Annotated in this window: 17 protein-coding genes and 1 pseudogene; 3 read left to right on the forward strand and 15 right to left on the reverse strand. The window is 59.2% G+C overall.

Going from position 1 to position 18,346, the window contains the following annotated elements:
• Positions 1-32: 32 nt before the first annotated feature.
• Positions 33-683, reverse strand: coding sequence for a BON domain-containing protein (locus FSZ31_RS10125; protein WP_147123208.1), 651 nt, complete (start codon positions 681-683; stop codon positions 33-35).
• Positions 655-1,356: a sensor histidine kinase gene (locus tag FSZ31_RS10130; RefSeq protein WP_147123209.1), complete on the reverse strand. Its 702-nt coding sequence runs from the start codon at positions 1,354-1,356 to the stop codon at positions 655-657. Before FSZ31_RS10130 ends, FSZ31_RS10125 begins: the two co-directional genes overlap by 29 nt.
• Positions 1,357-1,722: 366 nt before the next feature.
• Here FSZ31_RS10130 and FSZ31_RS10135 point away from each other — a divergent pair, with 366 nt between their 5' ends.
• The gene (locus tag FSZ31_RS10135; protein WP_236643753.1) at positions 1,723-2,013 is read left to right on the forward strand and encodes a hypothetical protein; all 291 of its coding nucleotides are present in this window, start codon (positions 1,723-1,725) and stop codon (positions 2,011-2,013) included.
• Here FSZ31_RS10135 and FSZ31_RS10140 read toward each other — a convergent pair.
• The 4 genes from FSZ31_RS10140 to FSZ31_RS12845 form a co-directional block, all read right to left on the reverse strand.
• Positions 2,010-2,624 (reverse strand): response regulator transcription factor, encoded by a 615-nt coding sequence (locus FSZ31_RS10140; protein ID WP_147123211.1) that lies wholly within the window; start codon positions 2,622-2,624, stop codon positions 2,010-2,012. The two genes, FSZ31_RS10135 and FSZ31_RS10140, sit on opposite strands and share 4 nt — an antisense overlap.
• Positions 2,621-3,823: a PAS domain-containing sensor histidine kinase gene (locus FSZ31_RS10145; RefSeq protein ID WP_147123212.1), complete on the reverse strand. Its 1,203-nt coding sequence runs from the start codon at positions 3,821-3,823 to the stop codon at positions 2,621-2,623. The genes FSZ31_RS10140 and FSZ31_RS10145 overlap by 4 nt, the downstream gene beginning before the upstream one ends.
• A 116-nt stretch (positions 3,824-3,939) precedes the next feature.
• Positions 3,940-4,749, reverse strand: a complete 810-nt coding sequence (locus tag FSZ31_RS10150) for a universal stress protein (protein WP_161596000.1) — start codon at positions 4,747-4,749, stop codon at positions 3,940-3,942.
• Positions 4,746-4,916 carry a hypothetical protein gene (locus FSZ31_RS12845; RefSeq protein ID WP_161596001.1) on the reverse strand — a complete coding sequence of 57 codons (171 nt, stop codon included), beginning with the start codon at positions 4,914-4,916 and terminating at the stop codon, positions 4,746-4,748. The genes FSZ31_RS10150 and FSZ31_RS12845 overlap by 4 nt, the downstream gene beginning before the upstream one ends.
• Before the next feature lie 200 nt (positions 4,917-5,116).
• On the opposite strand from FSZ31_RS12845, the gene FSZ31_RS10155 reads away from it, so the two are divergent.
• The gene (locus tag FSZ31_RS10155) at positions 5,117-5,932 is read left to right on the forward strand and encodes a universal stress protein (RefSeq protein ID WP_147123214.1); all 816 of its coding nucleotides are present in this window, start codon (positions 5,117-5,119) and stop codon (positions 5,930-5,932) included.
• A 7-nt stretch (positions 5,933-5,939) separates the two neighbouring features.
• Here the strand turns inward: FSZ31_RS10155 and FSZ31_RS10160 are convergent, their stop codons facing one another.
• From FSZ31_RS10160 to FSZ31_RS10180, 6 genes are all read right to left on the reverse strand, one after another.
• Positions 5,940-6,755, reverse strand: coding sequence for a L,D-transpeptidase family protein (locus FSZ31_RS10160; protein ID WP_236643770.1), 816 nt, complete (start codon positions 6,753-6,755; stop codon positions 5,940-5,942).
• 114 nt (positions 6,756-6,869) lie between these two features.
• Complete coding sequence (locus FSZ31_RS10165; RefSeq protein ID WP_147123216.1) at positions 6,870-8,195, reverse strand: NAD(P)/FAD-dependent oxidoreductase; 1,326 nt, start codon at positions 8,193-8,195, stop codon at positions 6,870-6,872.
• Between the two features lie 87 nt (positions 8,196-8,282).
• The gene (locus FSZ31_RS10170) at positions 8,283-9,320 is read right to left on the reverse strand and encodes a TIGR00341 family protein (protein ID WP_161596003.1); all 1,038 of its coding nucleotides are present in this window, start codon (positions 9,318-9,320) and stop codon (positions 8,283-8,285) included.
• Between the two features lie 94 nt (positions 9,321-9,414).
• Entirely contained in the window at positions 9,415-9,549 is a 135-nt protein-coding gene (locus tag FSZ31_RS13050) for a hypothetical protein (protein WP_268934273.1), read from the reverse strand.
• Positions 9,550-9,934: 385 nt separating this feature from the next.
• Positions 9,935-12,256, reverse strand: coding sequence for an EAL domain-containing protein (locus FSZ31_RS10175; RefSeq protein ID WP_147123218.1), 2,322 nt, complete (start codon positions 12,254-12,256; stop codon positions 9,935-9,937).
• Positions 12,257-12,450: 194 nt separating this feature from the next.
• Positions 12,451-13,614 (reverse strand): FecR family protein, encoded by a 1,164-nt coding sequence (locus FSZ31_RS10180; RefSeq protein ID WP_161596004.1) that lies wholly within the window; start codon positions 13,612-13,614, stop codon positions 12,451-12,453.
• Positions 13,615-13,784: 170 nt separating this feature from the next.
• On the opposite strand from FSZ31_RS10180, the gene FSZ31_RS10185 reads away from it, so the two are divergent.
• Positions 13,785-15,434: a ShlB/FhaC/HecB family hemolysin secretion/activation protein gene (locus FSZ31_RS10185; protein WP_147123220.1), complete on the forward strand. Its 1,650-nt coding sequence runs from the start codon at positions 13,785-13,787 to the stop codon at positions 15,432-15,434.
• A 510-nt stretch (positions 15,435-15,944) separates the two neighbouring features.
• Here the strand turns inward: FSZ31_RS10185 and FSZ31_RS10190 are convergent.
• From FSZ31_RS10190 to FSZ31_RS10200, 3 genes and pseudogenes are all read right to left on the reverse strand, one after another.
• Positions 15,945-16,334 carry a response regulator gene (locus tag FSZ31_RS10190; protein WP_161596005.1) on the reverse strand — a complete coding sequence of 130 codons (390 nt, stop codon included), beginning with the start codon at positions 16,332-16,334 and terminating at the stop codon, positions 15,945-15,947.
• Between the two features lie 107 nt (positions 16,335-16,441).
• A complete protein-coding gene (locus tag FSZ31_RS10195) occupies positions 16,442-17,941 on the reverse strand; it encodes a sensor histidine kinase (RefSeq protein ID WP_147123222.1) in 1,500 nt (499 codons plus the stop codon).
• Between the two features lie 202 nt (positions 17,942-18,143).
• Positions 18,144-18,346 (reverse strand): annotated as a pseudogene (locus FSZ31_RS10200) (LLM class flavin-dependent oxidoreductase); the annotation flags it as partial.

Genomic DNA, 18,346 nt, shown 5'->3' on the forward strand with positions numbered 1-18,346 from the left:
CCATGCGCGGGCCGCCCCGATCGCGTGCGGCCTCAGCCGACGATGATGTTGTCCTCGACGTGGTTCACACCGGGCGCCGACCAGGCGGCACGCTCGGCGATGCCGCGCTCGTGCCAGCTATTCACCCGGCCACCGAGCCGGATCTTGTGGCCGTCGGCAACGACGTTGACCTTGCTGCTTTCGAGGTGCGCCTGGCGCTTGAAAGCATCCTCGATGCGGCGCTTGATGTCGCCGGTATCGACCGATTGCTCGATCCGGACCAGGTTGGCGATCCCCGTCACGCCCGAGATTTTCGACGCCGCCTTGAAGGCCCGCTGTTTCTGGTAATTCCAGTCCACCTCGCCGGTCAGTTTGACGACGCCCTTTTCGACGGTCACGTCGATCCGGTCATCGGGTACCAGCGGATCCCATGACATGACAGCGCTCACCCGCTGGGCGATTTCGCTATCGGCGGTCTTGGACTGAAAGTCATAGCGGACGGTCAGCTCCTCGGCGATCGCCTTGACGCCCTTGACCCGGCGGGTCGCTTTTTCCGCGGCGACCTTCTCGGTATAGCTCTGGACGATCCCGGACAGCGTGACGACGCCGTCGGTAACGGCGACGCCGATTTCGGCGTGATCGACACTGGGTTCCCAGGCGAGCTCGTCGAGGACGTCACGCTGTAACTGGCTGTCGGTCTTCATGGTACATCTCCTCGGGGGTTGGGGACGGGCAGGCGCTGCCTTGCCGACGCCCATCGGTGCGGACAGGGAGGCTGAGCGCGACGGCAAGTCCGCCGCCGGGCAGCTTGCGGACTTTAAGCGAGCCGCCGGCACCTCGGGCGAGGCGCTCAAGGCGCAACAGTCCGTGTCCCGAATAGCTCGGCCGCTGCCGGGCGATCTGGGCATGGCCGTCATCGGCGATCATCAGCCAATCGGTGTCGCCCGCCCGGCGGGTACGGATCCGCACGCCATGCGCGCCGACGGCGTGCTTGCGCGTGTTGGTGATCAGTTCGACCAGCACGGTTTCGAGATCGTCCAGCGACATTGGCACCTCGCCCTGGCCCGCGGCAAGATCGAGCGACAGCGCCAGGTCGCCACCGGTGACCGCGCGCAGGAACGGCATCAAGTCGCCGATCGCACTGTCTAGGTCGCACTGTTTCGCTTCGGTTTCCGGTTCGGCTTGCGCCCGCAACAGTGCGTTGCAAATCTCGCCGCCGCGGCGAACCGCGGTCTCGAGCGAGGCAAGCAACTCGCGCCGCCGCTGTGCCTCCTGCGTTTCTTCCAGCAGGCGGGTGGCCGACGCGACGACCCCCAGGATATTGCGCAGGTCGTGAACGCCGTCGCGCGGGTTCGAAAAAGACATTTGCGGGGGCATTGGTGTCGTCCTCCTGCGAAAATCGCTGTGCCGTCTACCGCGACGTCGACCGCCCCGACGTGCTCGCTGGCGTTCGTTACCTCGGGAGCCATGATGCGCGGTGCGGCGCGATGATTGAGAGACGATAATGCGGAGCGAACAGCGATGTGAGAATCAGGGATACTACTAGGGTGCGCTGCGAGCGGTTCGTGGCGCCGCCACCAGTCAGCCCTCCGTAACATTACCAATGCTCTGCAAAGCGCCACGCAGTTACGTAGAGCAGTCCCAGTGGAGGAGAGCGATATGCAATGGCAATCGATACGGCTAGAGCTAGCGCGAACGGAGGAGTTTCCCCAAGGCTCTGCGTCGCGTGCCTATCTCGTTCACTTGCCCCTGAACAATGATGGAACGGTCGATCTCGACGAGCTCGACCGCTCGCGCCCTTCGGCTACCGTCCGTCGTTTCTGGCCCAACGAGCGAGACATTAGCGGTTATGTCATTCGGACCGAAAATGGCTGGGCGTTTTCCTACCGCGTCGGCGACGACGATGACGAGCAGCTCTACCACCTCGAAACGCACAGGATCGTCGAGGGCGAGTATCTGACCATTCACGAACCCGATGGCAGCACGTTGCCGTTTCGCGTCGCTCGGATCATCCCGCTGGACGGAACCGGCTAATCGCTGCCTTGCGCAGCAAAAGCGACCCTTAGCGCATCCGCGAGGCTGCGTGCATCCAGCTTTTCCATCAGGTTGGCCCGGTGCACTTCGACCGTCCGCGCGCTGATGCCCAGGTCAAAGGCGATCGTCTTGTTGGGATGGCCGTTGGCGAGACCGTCCATGACTTCGCGCTCGCGCGGTGTCAGCGCATTGAGACGCAGCCTCGCCTCGGTCGCTTTCTGTTTGACCTGTTCGCCATCCTCGAGCCGGTTGCGCCCGTGCATCAAAGCATCCAGCAGATCCTCGCGACGATAAGGCTTTTCGAGGAAATCGACCGCGCCCGCCTTCATCGCCCGGACCGCCAGTCCGATATCGCCATGGCCGGTAACGACGATGACGGGAAACGCCAGACCGCGTTCCTTCAAGACGCTCTGGACTTCAAGGCCGTCGCGCCCCGGCATCCGGATATCGAGCAGGACGCACCCAGGCGTCAGCGACCCGGCTTCCTTCAGGAAATCGTCACCGCTCTCGAACGCCTGCGACGGCAGCCGCTCGGTATCGAGCAGGAATTTGAGCGAGCGGCGAACCGAGGCGTCGTCATCGACAATATAGATACAGTGGTCCTGGCTCATGTCTCTACCTTGGTGTCGTCGAAGTGCGGCAGCGTGAAATGGAAGGCGGTGCCGCCAATCGGCGACGGCTCGGCCCAGATACGCCCGCCATGCCCCACGACGATGGTGTGGCAGATCGACAGGCCCAGTCCCATGCCAGTCGGCTTGGTCGTCTCGAACGGCTGAAAAAGACGCCGGGCGATTCGCGGCTCGAGTCCGGGGCCGGTGTCGGCGACGATGATCTCGCTCATCTTACCGTCGATCGCGCGGGTGACCACTTCGATCGCCTTGCTGCGCGTCTCGGACATCGCCTCGGTCGCGTTGCGCAGCAGGTTGACGAGCACTTGCTGGATCTGGATCCGATCGACCAGCACGTCTTCGGCGGCTTCGTCCAGGCGCACTGCCGTGGCGATTCCCCTGCCTGCACCGTCGGCGAGCGCCAGCGCGATCGATTCGTCGATGATAGTGCCGAGCGTCGCACGAACGCGCGTGGTTTCACCGTGTTTGATGAATTCTCGCAAATGCCGGATGATGTCGCCCGCTCGCTCGACTTCGTCGGCACACAGCGACAATGCCTCGCGCACCGTCGAGTGTTCGCCAACCCCCTGCTGCGCCAACACGGCCGAGGCGGTTTCGACGTAATTGGTGATCGCCGCCAGCGGCTGGTTGAGCTCGTGTGCCAGCGACGTCGCCAGCGTCCCCATCTGCGAAATACGGGCGACATGCGCCAGTTCCGATTGCAGGACGTGGAGCCTCCTGGTCCTTTCGTGACGCTCGGTCAGGTCGCGGATAATGCCAGTAAATATCCGTATGCCATCCACCTCGGCCTCGCCGATCGAGAGATCGATCGGAAACGTCGTTCCGTCGCGGCGACGCGCGGTGGTGACGCGCCCCTTGCCGATAATCTGCGCGTTGCCTGTTTCGCGATAGCGGCGCAGATAGCCGTCATGCCGTTCGTGATCGGGCGAGGGCATCAAGGTATTGACGTTTTCGCCGATCAGCTCGCCGGCAAGATAGCCGAACATCTTTTCCGCCGCGGGGCTGAATGCGATCATGAATCCCGTTTCATCGATGACGATCATCGCGTCGGGAACGGTATCGATGATCGACTGGAAATAGGTGTCGTCGCGGAACAGACTTGTCATGCCGGCCTCGGCAGCGTTGGTCGCCTTATCCTGGCCTGGTCGCTGCTGCGGCCGGTCGAGTGACTTTTCAGGCATGCTGCATTCCCGCGTCGATTGACAGGCATCATAGCATTCCCTTCTGTCGGACCCTATGTATTTAATCGATGACCAATTGATTTGGCCGGTTCGTCGGCCTGTTGGTCAAAGCCAGATCATCGCGGCAACGCCCGGATCAGCAAGTCGAGCGAAGTCTGCTCGAGCATCAGGTCGGCAAAGCTGTCCTTCCACGCCAGCGCAAATCCGCTGCGGGCATGCGTTGCAATCGCGAGCAGGTCGGCATCGATCGCCTCGAATGCCGTCATCACTGCTGTCATCGGGTCGCTGCGCAGCGCCGCGCCGTGGATATGGAGATCGTTCAGGCCGCTGGCCGCCGCCTGTTTGGCGATCATTCGTTCGATCTTCGTCGTTTCATGCGATGCGCCGGTTCGGCATCGATGCGACGGTAGCCAGGCATGGACCGCCAACACCTCGTCCACCGATGGTATCAGGCGGGCCAGCGCGAGCGTCTCGTCAACGTCCTCCTCGCCGCCGATCGCCGCAATCATGCGGCGATAGCGCCGCAAGGGATCGTTGCGCACGACGAGAACCGGTCGCCCGGTCTGGCGGATCAGGCGCTCGACCGTCGTACCGAACAGGCCATCGCGCATGCGCATCGCGCTGTGTCCGCCCGCGACAATCAGCCCGGCCTCGAATTCCTCACCTGCCCTCGCAATTTCGGTCGCGCGATCTCCTGTCGCGACTTCGACCGATATGTCGGCCACGTTCGCATGGCGCAGCATCATCGTCTCGACGATATCGCGCAGCTCCTCGATCAGGACCGCCTGTTCGGCGTCGGGCAAACGCCGGTCGGTGACATGCACCAGCCTCACGCCTGCATGATCGAGCGCGGCGAGCGCCAACCCGCGCTCGAGCGCGCGCGCGCCCGAACTGGTCAGGTCATAGGCGATCAGGATGCGCTTCATGGCTGCAGCCAATAAATCACGAACAGCCAGAATTCGTGCAGCAGATCCCATCCGACGAGGACCGCCGCGATCAGCATCAAGCCGATGACGAGCCAAAGCAGCGTTGCCCAGGCGCCCTGGCCGGGGTGGCGCGAAGCAACCGGTCTGCGTGAAGTCTGTGCGTGCATACGAACCTCGCCTTGATGGAACGCGGCGATCTTCGTCTTCTTTGGGCGCCGACGGTATAAGGAATATTCCCTAGCTAACGCGGCCGTAACGCCGCCGTCTTGGCATTGGCGATGCGGCCCTTTGCGTAGTTTCCCCAATATTACCTTCGCGCGCGCCGAAGTACCACGGGTGACGGTTCCAACAGCGGCGCGAGGCGATCATGAAATCGGTTCTTCTCCATGTTCAGGATGACGACACGCTCGAACAGCGGTTGCAGGCCGCATTGGCGGTCACCCGCGCGACCGGCGGTCACCTCAGCTGCATCCACGTAACCCCGACCAGCGCCTATGTCGCTTTCGACGGCTTCGGCGGCATCTTCGTCATGAGCGATATCATCACCGCACTCGCCCACAGCGAAGACGCGATCCGGCGCAAGGTCGAAGACCGTCTCGCCGGCGAGGACGTCCCGTGGGACTATGAGCAGGTCACCGGCGAACCCGTTCACGTTATCGTGCAACGCGCGGCGCTTGCCGATATCCTGGTGAGCGGACGCGACAACCCCCATGGCACGACGGCAAGGACGCCGATCAGGCTTTTGGGTGACATCCTGCAAAAGGCGCGCATTCCCCTGCTGCTTCCGACCAAGGACGGCGATCCGCCCGACTTCAACGGGACCGCTCTGATCGCCTGGGACGGCAGCTACGAATCCGCCAACGCCGTCCGCCAGTCCTTGCCGCTCCTCAAGCTTGCCGACGACATCCGCGCGATCCAGATCGAAAAGCAGGACGACGGGCGCTTCCCGTCGATCGCGCTGATGGAATATCTCTCGCGCCACGACGTCTCGGCTGAACTCCAGGTCGTCGCGCGCGGCAGCAACCCGCTCGGCGAGACCATCGTCGATGAGGCGCGGCGGATCGGCGCGGCGTATGTCGTCATGGGCGGCTACGGGCACAGCCGCGCAGGCGAAGCGGTCTTTGGCGGTGTCACGCACGACTTCCTCAAGGACTGCCCTGTCCCGCTCGTCATCGCGCACTGATTTCGGATCAGCCGTTCGCGCATTCGCTCTCGAACGGCAACAATCCGACCGAAGCCGTCGCGACAGGCCGGTCGCGGTCATAGACGTCGGGATAGTAGACAAGCCGGCCTTCGCTATCGGCATAAGCGGTGAAATAGCCGACCACGACCGGGATCGGCTCATCGAACGCCAGGCGCGTCGTCTCCCCGCTCGTCAGTGCCTCGTCAACCAGGCGCTTGGCCTCGTCATCGCCGCCGAGCAGCGTCGCGGCAAAGCCCAGCGCATCGTCGACGCGAATGCAGCCGTGCGAGAAACTGCGCACGGTCTTGTCGAACAGGGACTTCGACGGGGTGTCATGGATGCCGATGCTGGCAGGATTGGGCATGTCGAGCTTCATCTGCCCGAGCGCGTTGTCGGGACCGGGCTTCTGGCGATAGCGAGTCCCGATCTTCACATAGCCGCGTCGCGCCGCTTCGCGCGGACTGCGTGCGACGAGCCGGCCGACGCTTTCGCGCACGATGCTGGCGGGAACGTTCCACCACGGATTGACGATGGCACCCGTCGCCATCGTCGTGAACTCGGGTGTCGGGGTCGACGCCTTGCCGACGATCGCGCGCCAGTGTCCCTGAAGCTCGCCGCCCTCCCACAGCGAAATCTCGAAGGCGGGAATGTTGACCAGGAGATAGCGCGCGTTGGGGTCGATCTCGATCGCGCGCCAGCGGGCGATGCTGTTGTGGATCGCGATGCGGTGGGCAGGATCGGCTTCGCTATCGAGGGCCACGGTCAGCGCGACGACCTGGGGGTGAACGCTGGGCGTTTGCGACGCTGCCGGCACCGCAAACATGACCGCCACCAGTAGAATCAGATGCTTGAAAATCCTGCCCATATCGTGCTCTCTCCGGGAATAATCCTGTCTTCACATCCCCACTAGGGCATTTCGGGCCGACTTGATATCGCTTCAGTCCTCGACCGAGTCCTGATCGGTTTGCGTTATCTTCAGCTTGCGCAGGCCCATCGCCTCGAGCGCCAGCCGCTCATAGAACGGTTCGCTCTCGCCTTTGCGGATCTTGCGCAGGAAATACTTTTCGAACGCGATCTTGGCGTAATGGACCCAGCGACCCTGGGCCGACCAGTTGACGTTGCGCGGCGGAATTTGCGGCTGGGCGACGAAGACGAAACCGTCATCACCGAAATCGGCGAGGCACACGGCATTCCACGTCGCCTCGGTGGTCGGTTCCTTGCCGTCGAGCATGTTCGAGATGTTGGCGGTGATCGCGGTCACCATGCTTTCGATCATGAAGCCCGTCTTCGGCACCCCGACGGGCACCGGCGTCGGCCCCGTCGGTGCGATCGCGACACACACGCCGAGGCCGAATATATTGCCGTACGCCGGGTTTCGCTGATGCTTGTCAATGATCACGAACCCCTTGGGATTGACCAGTCCGGCGATGTCCATGACCGCCGGGATGCCGCGGAACGATGGCAGCATCATCGCGAAACCGAACGGCAGGTCGTGGTTGCTGCGCACCGCGCCGTCCTCGCCGACTTCCTCGACATGCATCGTGCCCGGTTCGATTTTGGCTACCTTGGCGTTGGTGATCCATTTGATGTGCCGATCGCGAAAGGCGCTTTCGATCATCGTCTTGGTATCGCCGACACCGTCGAGGCCGAGATGGCCGATATACGGTTCGGAGGTCACGAAGGTCATCGGCACCTTGTCGCGGATCTTGCGGCGCCTGAGTTCGGTGTCGAGGATCATCGCGAACTCGTAGGCCGGGCCGAAACACGACGCGCCCTGTACCGCCCCGACGACGATGGGACCGGGATTGGCGGCAAAGCTTTCGAACACGCCGGCCGCCGCCTTGGCGTGATCGGTCTGGCAGATCGAGACGGTGTGGCCGCCATCGGGTCCCAGACCCTCGATCTGGTCATAGGCGAGCTCGGGGCCCGTCGCGATCACGAGATAGTCGTAGGCGACGCTGGTGCCGTCGTTGAGCTCGAGCCGGTTTTCCTGCGGGTGGACGCGCGTCGCCCCGACCGACGTGAAATCGATATTCTTACGCGCAAAAATCGGGGCAAGTTCGACCTGCACCTCGTCTGCCTCGCGCCAGCCAACCGCGACCCACGGGTTCGACGGCAGGAAAGAAAATACGGCGCTGTCGGACACGACGCTGACGCTCGCCCTGCCCTTCACCGCGGCCTTGAGTTCATAGGCTGCGATCGTTCCGCCCAACCCGGCGCCTAATACTACGATCCGGGGCAGCGCGCTTTGTTCTTTTGCCATCTTTAGTCTCCTGTCGAGACACGCTTGCAACACCGGCGACCGCCGAGGAAATACGTGATGATACCAACGCCGGGAAAACCGGCGACGCTAAAATCCCCTCAGCCCGTCCATCGCGGCGATGCCGAAACCGATCCGGCCGATCATCAGCGCAAAGAGCAGCAGCAATATGCCCGCCCAGATCAGCGTCACGCCCGCTGTCAAACGCCAGGTTTTCGGCGGCAGCCCCTGGACCAGGAACATGACGATCCCGGCCAGGTTGACGCATGTCAGGTTGACCGCGAACAGGAACAGCGCGTTGATCGCGAGCATCGCATGACCCGATCCCGCCAGGACGCCAGCAGCTGACAGCGGCGGCACCAGCGCGACGGCAATCATGACCCCGACGAGCGAAAGCGAGGCCCCCTGGCTGAACGCCAATACCCCCGCGGCACCGCACGCCAGCGCCAGGATGATGTCGGCAGGTTGGACGATCGTGCGCGCGTGCAGTTCGGGCACGCTCGGGTCGATCGATGTCAGCAGGCCGACGACAAAGCTCGTCACGAACGCCAGGCTCGCCCCGATCGCGATGGTCGAGACCGATCGCCGCGCCAGTCTTGCATCGCCCAGCGTGGCGGCAAGCGCCATGCCCATGACCGGCCCGAGCAACGGAGCAATCACCATCGCGCCAATCACCACGGCGGTCTGCCCGCTGCGCATGCCGAGCGCGGCGATGATCGCCGACAGCGAAAGCATCAGCAGGAAATTGGGCGTGACGTGGATTTTCTCGTCAATGTCGTCGAGCAGCTCGTCGGTGCTGATCCGGTCGCGGCTGAAGAAGCGCTCGATCCGCGTCGGCGGCCGTTCGCTCGCGCGGCCTCGCTCGAATGCCAGCGTCGCCTCGGGCATTGCGGGGATCACCGCTTCCAACCGGGTGACGAGCACGGTGAAATCGGGCAGCCCACCGAACGCCTCGTCGAGATCCGCAAGGAACCCCTCGACGCCGCGATGCTGGACGAGACAGGAGAATTTCTCCTTGTCGCCCGGCACGGTCTCCTGCCAGAATCTGCGGCAATGGCGGGCGATCACCCGTCGGACATCGCCGACCGAAATTTCAGGCAGGAAAATCTCGACAATCCGTTCGGACATAATCCCCCCCATCGCGCTGGCCGCGATCGACCATATTACACTTGCGGCAAGGTACCAATCGGCGGGCAATCAACCGGGAGGACGCAACCATCGCCTAGCTCTCGCGATCTTCGATCGACGAACCCATCTCGTCGATCAGGCGGCGCGCATCGAACACGCCGTATTTGCTTACGTCGAATGGTCCTTGAACGCACGCGTCATCGCAACCTCCAACTGTGTCAAAGGTCATAGTTCACGAGTTGTGCGATCGCCGCATTGCGTAATGTTGCGGAGTGATGATGCCGATGCAGGCAGGGCGGGCACCAGCTGCGGTGCAAGGCCGGTGGCGGAGAGGGTGGGATTCAAACAGATAGATTAACTAGTTGATCAGACGCGAAGAATTTTAGCGAGTAAGAGATTTTACCCCCATCCATACCCCTAGTTCAACGCCAAACGTGGGAGCGTCTGCTCTGCGCCCAATTTCGGACATTCGTCTAAGACAGAGCAAATCCCCATTCCGGCCATTCGTTCACAAAAGGGGTCGCTCGTTGGGAACAATCCGTCTTGTTACGATCGTTCGTGACGATAGCGGATACTGGAAATCCGATTCATATCAGGCAAATCCGCTATTAGGGTCAGACCGCAATTTTATACGTATCTTGATGCTCAAGCACGAAGTCGCGGAGTCGATGTGCTATGAGGGGTTGGCTGATCAGGTATCCTTGGACGATGTCGCATTTTAGCGTTCGGAGCATTTCTAGGCAGTCGATATCTTCGACGCCTTCGCCAACGACTTTGATCCCCATCTCATGAGCGAGCTCGATCGTAGAGCGCACCAGAATGCGGTCTTTTCCGTCACAGTGCACGTTACGGACAAAGCTTGCGTCGATCTTGAGCTCATCGACTTGGAATTTTTTAAGATAGGCCAGAGAAGACTGGCCCGTGCCGTAATCATCGAGCGAGATCGCCACGCCCTTGTCGCGCAACCGAGCGATCGAGGTTAAGGCATCGGCCGGCGCGAGAATGGCTGCGGATTCGGTGATCTCAAAGATCAGCTGTGAAGGAGGAACGCCTGATGCTTCAATCATCGTCAGGGCGCGTCCTAGGAAATCACTGTCTCCCAGCAGCTTAGCAGAGATATTGACCGCCGCAGAGATGTGGATAGCGCTATTGGCCAAGACCACCAGATCGCGCAATACGACATTGAGAACATAGAGCGTGAGCTCGATTATTCGACCGTTATTCTCAGCAGCCTCTACGAACATGCCAGGTGACAGTATTCCCCGTGTCGGATGATTCCAACGAACGAGCGCTTCGGCGCTGACAATTGTATCGCTCTCCAGCGCAAGCTTGGGTTGGTAAACGACGAAAATCTCCTCTTGCGCGAGCGCGACGTCGAGCTCCCCTAGCAGCGTTAATTCGCGTTCGTCTGCGTCGCGATTTTCTCCGTCGTTCAGATGCCACTTCAGCCCGCGTTGCGCAGCATAGCCTGCCGCGCCTAGCGCACCTGTAATCGCCGCGCTCTTGCCTCGCGCATCAATGACAGCGACGCCGATTCCCGTCTGCACGTCGAGCTGATGCCCAGTAAACTCTATCGGGTGGAGGAGTTGTCGGTCGAGCGACGCCATCTTTTGGGTCAGTTGGGAAAAATCACATTCTCCCAGCTCCCAACCAATCGATCTATCATTGATCCTGTAGACGGTCGCATCATCTAAAGCTGGCGCCAGGCGCTCCAACAATCGCTTGATGAACAAGGCTACGTCTGTTTCGCCCAGCAGGGATACGATCGCATCATATTTGGGCAGAGTGAGCACTATTGCTGCACTCGCGGCCTTGTCAGCCCTGAGCCAAGCCCGGGTATTCGGCAGACCCGTGGCACTGTCGTGTAACGATGCCTTAAAGGTGCGACGCAGCCGATTGGCTGCAACAGTCGCAATGGCGCCAAACATGAGCACGACGAGCGCTGGAATTATTGATGCGGTTAGCGACCACCAACTTTCCGATGCCAAGGCCAGTAGGAAAATTGACGTAGCGGAAAAAGCAACCAGCGACACGATCCGGATGGTCGTTTGAAGATACACAACACCTATCAAAGCAGGCAATATGAGGATGACCGCCACCCAAAATGAAAGCGTTGTCGGTATACCTCGCCGAAGCGTTTCGGTGGCCATCGCCTGAACATAGACGCCCGGAACCACGCCGAAACGCGGAACGGGATAACGGTCACCTAGCTCGATCGCTGTTGCGCCAACGATCACGTCCTTTCCGGCAAGCACTTTCGCGGGAACTCGTCCTTCAATGACATCGATGAAGCTGTGCCTGGGTATCGAAACGAGATCGATTCCGTAATCAATCGGAAATGTCATATCGCTGTTGCCGGATCGACCGGCAAGCTGTGCCGCCAGCGAAGGACGCGGTTTCCCCGCAGTGTCCTGGCCGAGAGCCATTTGTCGCATAACGCCGTCATCATCTGCGGTTACGTTAACCGAAGCTGTGAGCGCATTTTTTGCGAACGCAGGTAGCGGAACAGAATCGGCGACACCGGTTCCAGTGCTGTCCAGCGACTGGCGCAAGGTCGGGAGAAATACTGTCGCGCGAGATCGAGCGATTGAGCGAGCAAACTGTTTATCCTGCGCTTCGATGCTCGGCGAGGAAAAATCGACGTCAAATCCGATTTGACGAACTCCCGCAGAGTTGAGTCGGTCAACGAGACGAGCATGAGCGCCGCGCGGCCAAGGCCATCTCGACAGCGCGCGTATGCTCTTCGGATCAATTTCGATAATCTGTAGCTGTCCATCGACCGGGCGGTTGCGCCATGAGTCTCGAATTGACCGCAGAGATTGTTCGGGAGACACACCCAATCCGGTGGTCGCGACCAAGGGGCCAAGCAAAACACTGGCGATGATAATAATCAATCGCCAGTGTCGGGGTAAGGTCTTTGCGAGTTCAAGCTTCATTCCGAAGCTCTTATCGTCGAATAACTACGATTAAATAAACGCCGGGGAACTTCCCTTGCCTGACATGCAGCGAAATTTGAAAGCCGCCCAGTTGTGCGCTGTAAAGGCGATAACCTATGACCGATTAACAGTTTCCTCGGCCAAATCGAAATAGGACGCGACGCGCTTAATCCAAGATTTTCACACGCCACCCGTCATTTCGGGCCCTTGCCGTCACCGTTGCCGCCTCCGCCGTTACCGTTTCCGGCTCCACCGTTACCGTTACCGTTACCGTTACCGTTACCGTTACCGTTACCGTTACCGTTACCGTTACCGTTACCGTTACCGTTACCGTTACCGTTACCGTTACCGTTGCCGCCTCCGCCGTTACCGTTTCCGGCTCCACCGTTACCGTTGCCGTTGCCGCCTCCGCCGTTGCCGTTACCGTTGCCGTTGCCACCGTTGCTGGTGCCACCCTGACCGTTGCCACCTTGGCCGTTGCCGTTGCCGCCCTGACCATTGTTACCCCGGAATTTATCGTCATTGGCGTTGCCATTCCGACTATCAATCGAACCATCCCAGACTTCGGTAAACTGGCTCCCGCCCTGGCTCGTAGATTTGTCGGATTTAGATTCTTTTCCTAATTGCGCCGCAGTCCCAGTAGCCTCGTTAGAAACTAGATTATTCGTCAACGAGGCTAGTTCTACCGGGGCCGCTGCTATGCTCTCCACAAGAAGTTGGCCTAGTGGACTAGGCACAGTAGCCGACGTCGGAGCAGAGGCTGATCCGGCAGGTCTGGCGGGGGAATTGACGATGAGATTTTGATCACCCGATACGGTAATCTGATATAAATCACGCGCATCGACAGACGCTACCGACCCTGGCCGAATAAGCGACCGCGCGCCCCCGTCATCGGTAGAGACTTCAACCGCGCCTTCAATTACCTGCATTGACGAGCCCTGCGCATCAACGGTTATGCTAAAGGTTGTGCCCTTTACGACGGCGGCGAGGTATGGGGTGCCGACACCGAAATGCGGTTTCATTTTCTTTTCGATGCGAAATATTGCGTTTCCCCAATCCTGCAGCACCTGGATAATTCCGCCGTCCCCCTCTGGCGGTGCTAGCCTTATGCGGCTGTTTTGCGCGAGCGTTATGAACTCTCCTCCGCGCACCAGAACAACACGACCGTCGGACCCGGTTTCGACCAGCGTCCCGCTTTCCAGTGCCGTTCCAGCCCTGAGCGTGCCGCTTTTGCTTCCCAGCGTAGCGGTTGCCTGTCCTCGCACCTCGGAGGCTTTCCAGACGGGCGTTTGACACAAAGCAGGCGTCGCATGAAAGAGTCCGGCGGCAACCGCCAGGAGCGTAATTTTCTTGATCATAACGGATCCTTGCATCGAGCGAGATCGAACTGTTTGAACCTGCACCAATTACGACGAGAAAGTTGAAGCCAAACTACAGAACACGGTTAAAATTAAGCTAATTAATTCATTTTCAACAATATTGTTCGATAAGGAGTGATCAACCTCAACGACCAGGACCTCTGCTTGACATGCGACGCTACACTCTAGGGACATTGCTCAGCTTAATCGCATTTCTCTGCGCAGTGTCCGCGCACGCGCAAGAAGCCAGCGATCGCGTCGACGCGGTGCTTTCAGGCGCGCCGACGGAGGTTCGCGCGCGCAAGGATGAGCCAGACAAACAAATGGTTGTGGGAGAGGAAATCAATGCGCCGCGGCTGGACACGGAAAGCGGGTTGTTTGTCGGGGCAATCGTGATCACCGGTCTGAGCGAAATGACCAATGCAGATTTTGCTCCGGTCATCGACAAATATGTCGGTCATGTGTTGGACAACGCAGCGCTGATCAAGCTCGCCACTGAGATCAGTGCCGTCGCAAAATCGAAAGGCTTTATCTTCGCAAATGCAACGATAGCCCCGCAATCATTGAGCCACGGAGTTCTTCAGGTCCAGCTGGATGAGGGGCGCCTTGATGAAGTGCGCCTGACCGGTCAGGCGCATTCAGCAGTCAAGCGCCTGCTCGAAAAACTTATCAGCGCGCGCCCTGTCCGATTGAGCGAACTAGAACGGCAGCTTCTGCTCGCCGACGATTTGCCAGGTATAAGGTTAGGGGATGCGACGCTGTTAGTTGAGGGCGGTCGCAAGATTCTGCAGATCCCGGTGCAGATAGATCGCATCGAAGGACGGGCCTATTTCAGCAATGACGGAAGCGAGGCCTTTGGGCGACATAACGTGAGGCTTGCGGTTGATCTCAATGGACTGCTCGACGACAACGACGTCACTTCAGCCTATGTTTCGACGACGCCGTTCCAACCCGGTGAGTTTGCCTATGGCCGGCTCGATTACGGCCGCGAAATTGGAGCTAGCGGGATGTCAGTTTCAGTCTTCACGTCAGCGTCGCGCAGCCGACCTGGTGGCTATCTCGCCGCACGCAGCCTGCGAGGGACTAGCGAGCAGCTCGGAGTTGCAGGGGCATACCCCTTGCTTCGCCGTCGCGCCTTAAGTCTTTGGCTTGAAGGCAATTTGAAGCTGCAAGAATCGCGTCAAAGGTCGGCGGGCTTGCTAGTCCGCTCGGACCGAACAACGACGACCAATATCGGGCTAACGGGGTTTGCCAAGGGCGAATTTGGCCGCGTTCGTTTCAACGCCCAACTGACTCAAGGAATAGATGCATTGGGTGCGACGGCGTCAAATGACCCGCTGAATTCGCGTGCCGATGCCGGACCCGTTTTTACCAGCTTGCGGATATCAACAGATTGGACGCATCAAGTATCGCGCCCGCTGAGTATCTTCATAGCGGCGCAAGGCCAGATTGCTCTGGGGCCCCTCCCTTCATCCGAGGAATTCTCGCTGGGAGGCTCGAGATTTCTGAGGGCGTATGATTATAGCGAAGTGCGCGGCGATCGGGGTTTTGCTGTGTCGAATGAGATCCGCTATGACTTCGAGGGCGATGGCGCGATCAGTAGTGCCCAATTCTATGGATTTGCTGACGCGGGCGTAGTCGACGATCTGGGATCTTTATCTGACTCGTCGCGGTTGGCCTCGAGCGGAGCCGGCATCCGGATAGACGTCAACAAGATGTTCGACGCCAATCTAGAAGTTGCTATCCCGCTGACTGGCCCCAGGTTCGAAAGCGGAAGTGCTAATCCGCGAGTTTCTATAGGTGTCGCTAAACACTTTTAAGCCGGTAAACGTCGTTCGCGCGACCTAAGCGAAGGTGAGGGATGCGCTGGCATAACGGCAAACTGCGGTAACATGTCGCCTAAGCTTTTCGGGCGGCTTACAGCCATTTGCGGCCTCAACGCACTCCAAACGGATAGAAAGTTGCTGGAGCGAAAACAATGGTCTGCAATGGCAGGCTTTTGGCTTTTAGCCGAACGGCATCAAACTTGACTAAGCTCCCAACACCGGAACGGGCAATCGGCCCTCGAGCCGCCAGTCGCCTCTCAATTTAACCGCCAGACTGCAACGCGGCCTCACCTCGGTCATTCGAGGTTTGCAAATGCGCCTGATAGCGGACCACCGGCTTTCAATTGCCGATAGCGTCGATGAATGGCCGAAATTGGATGGATGTCCGACAGACCGGCGTGGAACGCAAAATACAGGAAGCGGTCGCTCGCTCGCATCATACGCGAGAACTGTGCGGAATTCGCGCCGACGGGTTTGACGCTACCATTGCAAAGATGCGGGGCATCATTCTGTGTTCGATTGATTACTCTGCTGATTCATCAAGGTCGTGACCGCGTTCAAGATTTGGGCGTCAGCAAATGGCTTTTGAAGCACCATGCTGTTGGGCACTCCCTCAAATGGCCATTGAGATGCACTGTCTCCGGTGATGTAAACCACGGCAAGATTGGGGAACTTTTTACGACCTTGCCGAGCGACTTCCCAGCCACTTATCTTGCCCCCCAAATTGATGTCAGTGACTAGACCGCACAGATGTCCGCTTCCGTCCACGTAGTTCAGCGCCGCGCTCCCGTCAGCGCAATCTTGAACAGTAAATCCGCCAGCTTCCAGCACATCCACGAGGTCGAGTCTGATTAGGGTTTCATCGTCTACGACTAGGAGCGGCTGCGTTTCCATGGTCAACAAAATTTCCTGTTTTTAACGTGAGCGAAATCAGGCTCGTTGTTCCGACATCTTTGATGGCAACGAAGCTGCCACGCTCGGCATATGAGCGCCTACGGATGCTACTGTAAGGGAGCCGTGAAGCTGCAGATAACACCCTCGGGAGCATAACTTAGAATGATCTGCCCCCCTAACTCGGCAGCGAGACCTCGCTCTAGCAAACTGGTCCCAAAACCTTTCCGATCAGGTATAACGACAGGTGGCCCATCCTGTTCCCGCCACTCGAATTGAAACGATTTCGCCTGCCCGTCATCTATCCCCCAGGTGATTGTCACCGACCCGTCGTCCACTGAAAGTGCGCCGTATTTGAACGCATTGGTGCAGAGTTCGTGAATCGCGAGTGAAATCGTGACGGCATTGCGACCCGACACCCTGACCTCGGGCCCGTCCATGGTCACTCGGTCGGCTGAAACTCCCGAGCCCTCGAGCGCCCCGTCAATGATCTCACGTAGTGTGGCACCCTCCACATTTTGAGAGACCAATATATCTTGCGCCTGCGCCACCGCCATCAATCGCCCGCGAAAGATACCGTAGGCATCTTCGACAGACGACGCCCGGCGAAATGTCTGCTGCGCTATTGCCTGAACGACAGACAGGATATTTTTAACACGATGATCGAGTTCATGAAGCAATAGGTTCTGATGATCTTGTGTTCTCTTTCTCTCAAAAACGCGGCCTACCTGCTCACCTATCGCCCGAACGGTAAGCAATATTTCAGGAACTGGAGCAGACTGTGCTTTTGAGAAAAATTCCAGAACCGCGATAACGCGTCCGTCTTGCTTTAGTGGGAAGCCGAATGCTCCTCGAAAGCCCGACCCTTTCCGAGGAAAGTTGGATTCGGTATCGGTGTCTGTGAGCCACAGAGGCTCGCCGGTCGCTAAAATGCGGCCAGGGAGGCCAACGCCGGAGCGAAATTGTGTCGCGATGGTTTTTTCACGGAGAGCATCCGTCAATCCTGTTTCGGTTTCGACCCAGATTCCCGAAGAACTCAGCAGTTGAGGATTGCCGGGTGGGACAACGAACGCGTGGCCCACTGGCCATCCAGTGATTTGACAAATGGCTTCGAGAGCTTTGCGGAGAGCGCTTTCGAACGAGTCTGAATTTGAGGCCATATTGGCAATTTCAAACATCAGACGACTTTCAAACGCTTGACGTTCGATTTGTGCTTCCGCGTCTCGCCGTTCCGATATGTCGCGGATAAAGCCTATGAATGCCGGGCCCGATGAACTTTGGGCCTCGGTGATTGAAAGTTCGATCGGAAATTCATGCCCATCCCGGCGAAGGGCAGTAATCTCGATGCGGCGGTGCAAAACCTGTGGAGTGCCCCCTTGGGCTAATCGATTGAGACCTTGGTTATGAGCCTCGCGAAATTGTTCTGGAACGATTAAGTCGGCCAAGACCTGTCCTCTGGCCTCCAGCGCCGACCAGCCGAATATCTTTTCGGCACACTCGTTCCATCCGCCGATCAAACCCTCAGGCGTCATTACAACTACGGCATCGAGAACCGTAGCGAGAATTGGCGCCAAAGCGGGATCTATTTCGAACGAGGGGGCCAAGGTCATAATTCCAGCTAGCCGCAAAGTGGGCGGATGGTCCAGAATTACTGATTAAGGGTGCTTTATCGGTAACGGTCGCGGCAGCAGTGATATTCAATCAGGATTAGCAGCATGCAGGGCAGCCGGCCCCGTTCAAGGAGTGATCGCCGCAAAGCCCGCTCAGGTTCCCTGCATTTAGCAAATCTTTGCCCTGATTCGGTTGCAAGGGCTATCGCGCCTTCATTGGCGCAATCACCTGCTCGGCGAAGCGATCCATTTCTTCGGCCTGAGGACTCATCTGAAGCAGCAGCAGGTCAAGACCAGCATCCTCGTAAGCGGCGATGCGCTCAATCAACTGTTCGGGCGTGCCGACGAGATTGGGCCGAAGCCCACGGTTTGACACCGAGTATTCCTCGATCTTCAGTTCGCGTT

Origin of the sequence: Flavisphingopyxis soli, assembly GCF_007995095.1 — a bacterium.
GTDB classification, from domain to species: Bacteria; Pseudomonadota; Alphaproteobacteria; order Sphingomonadales; family Sphingomonadaceae; genus Flavisphingopyxis; species Flavisphingopyxis soli.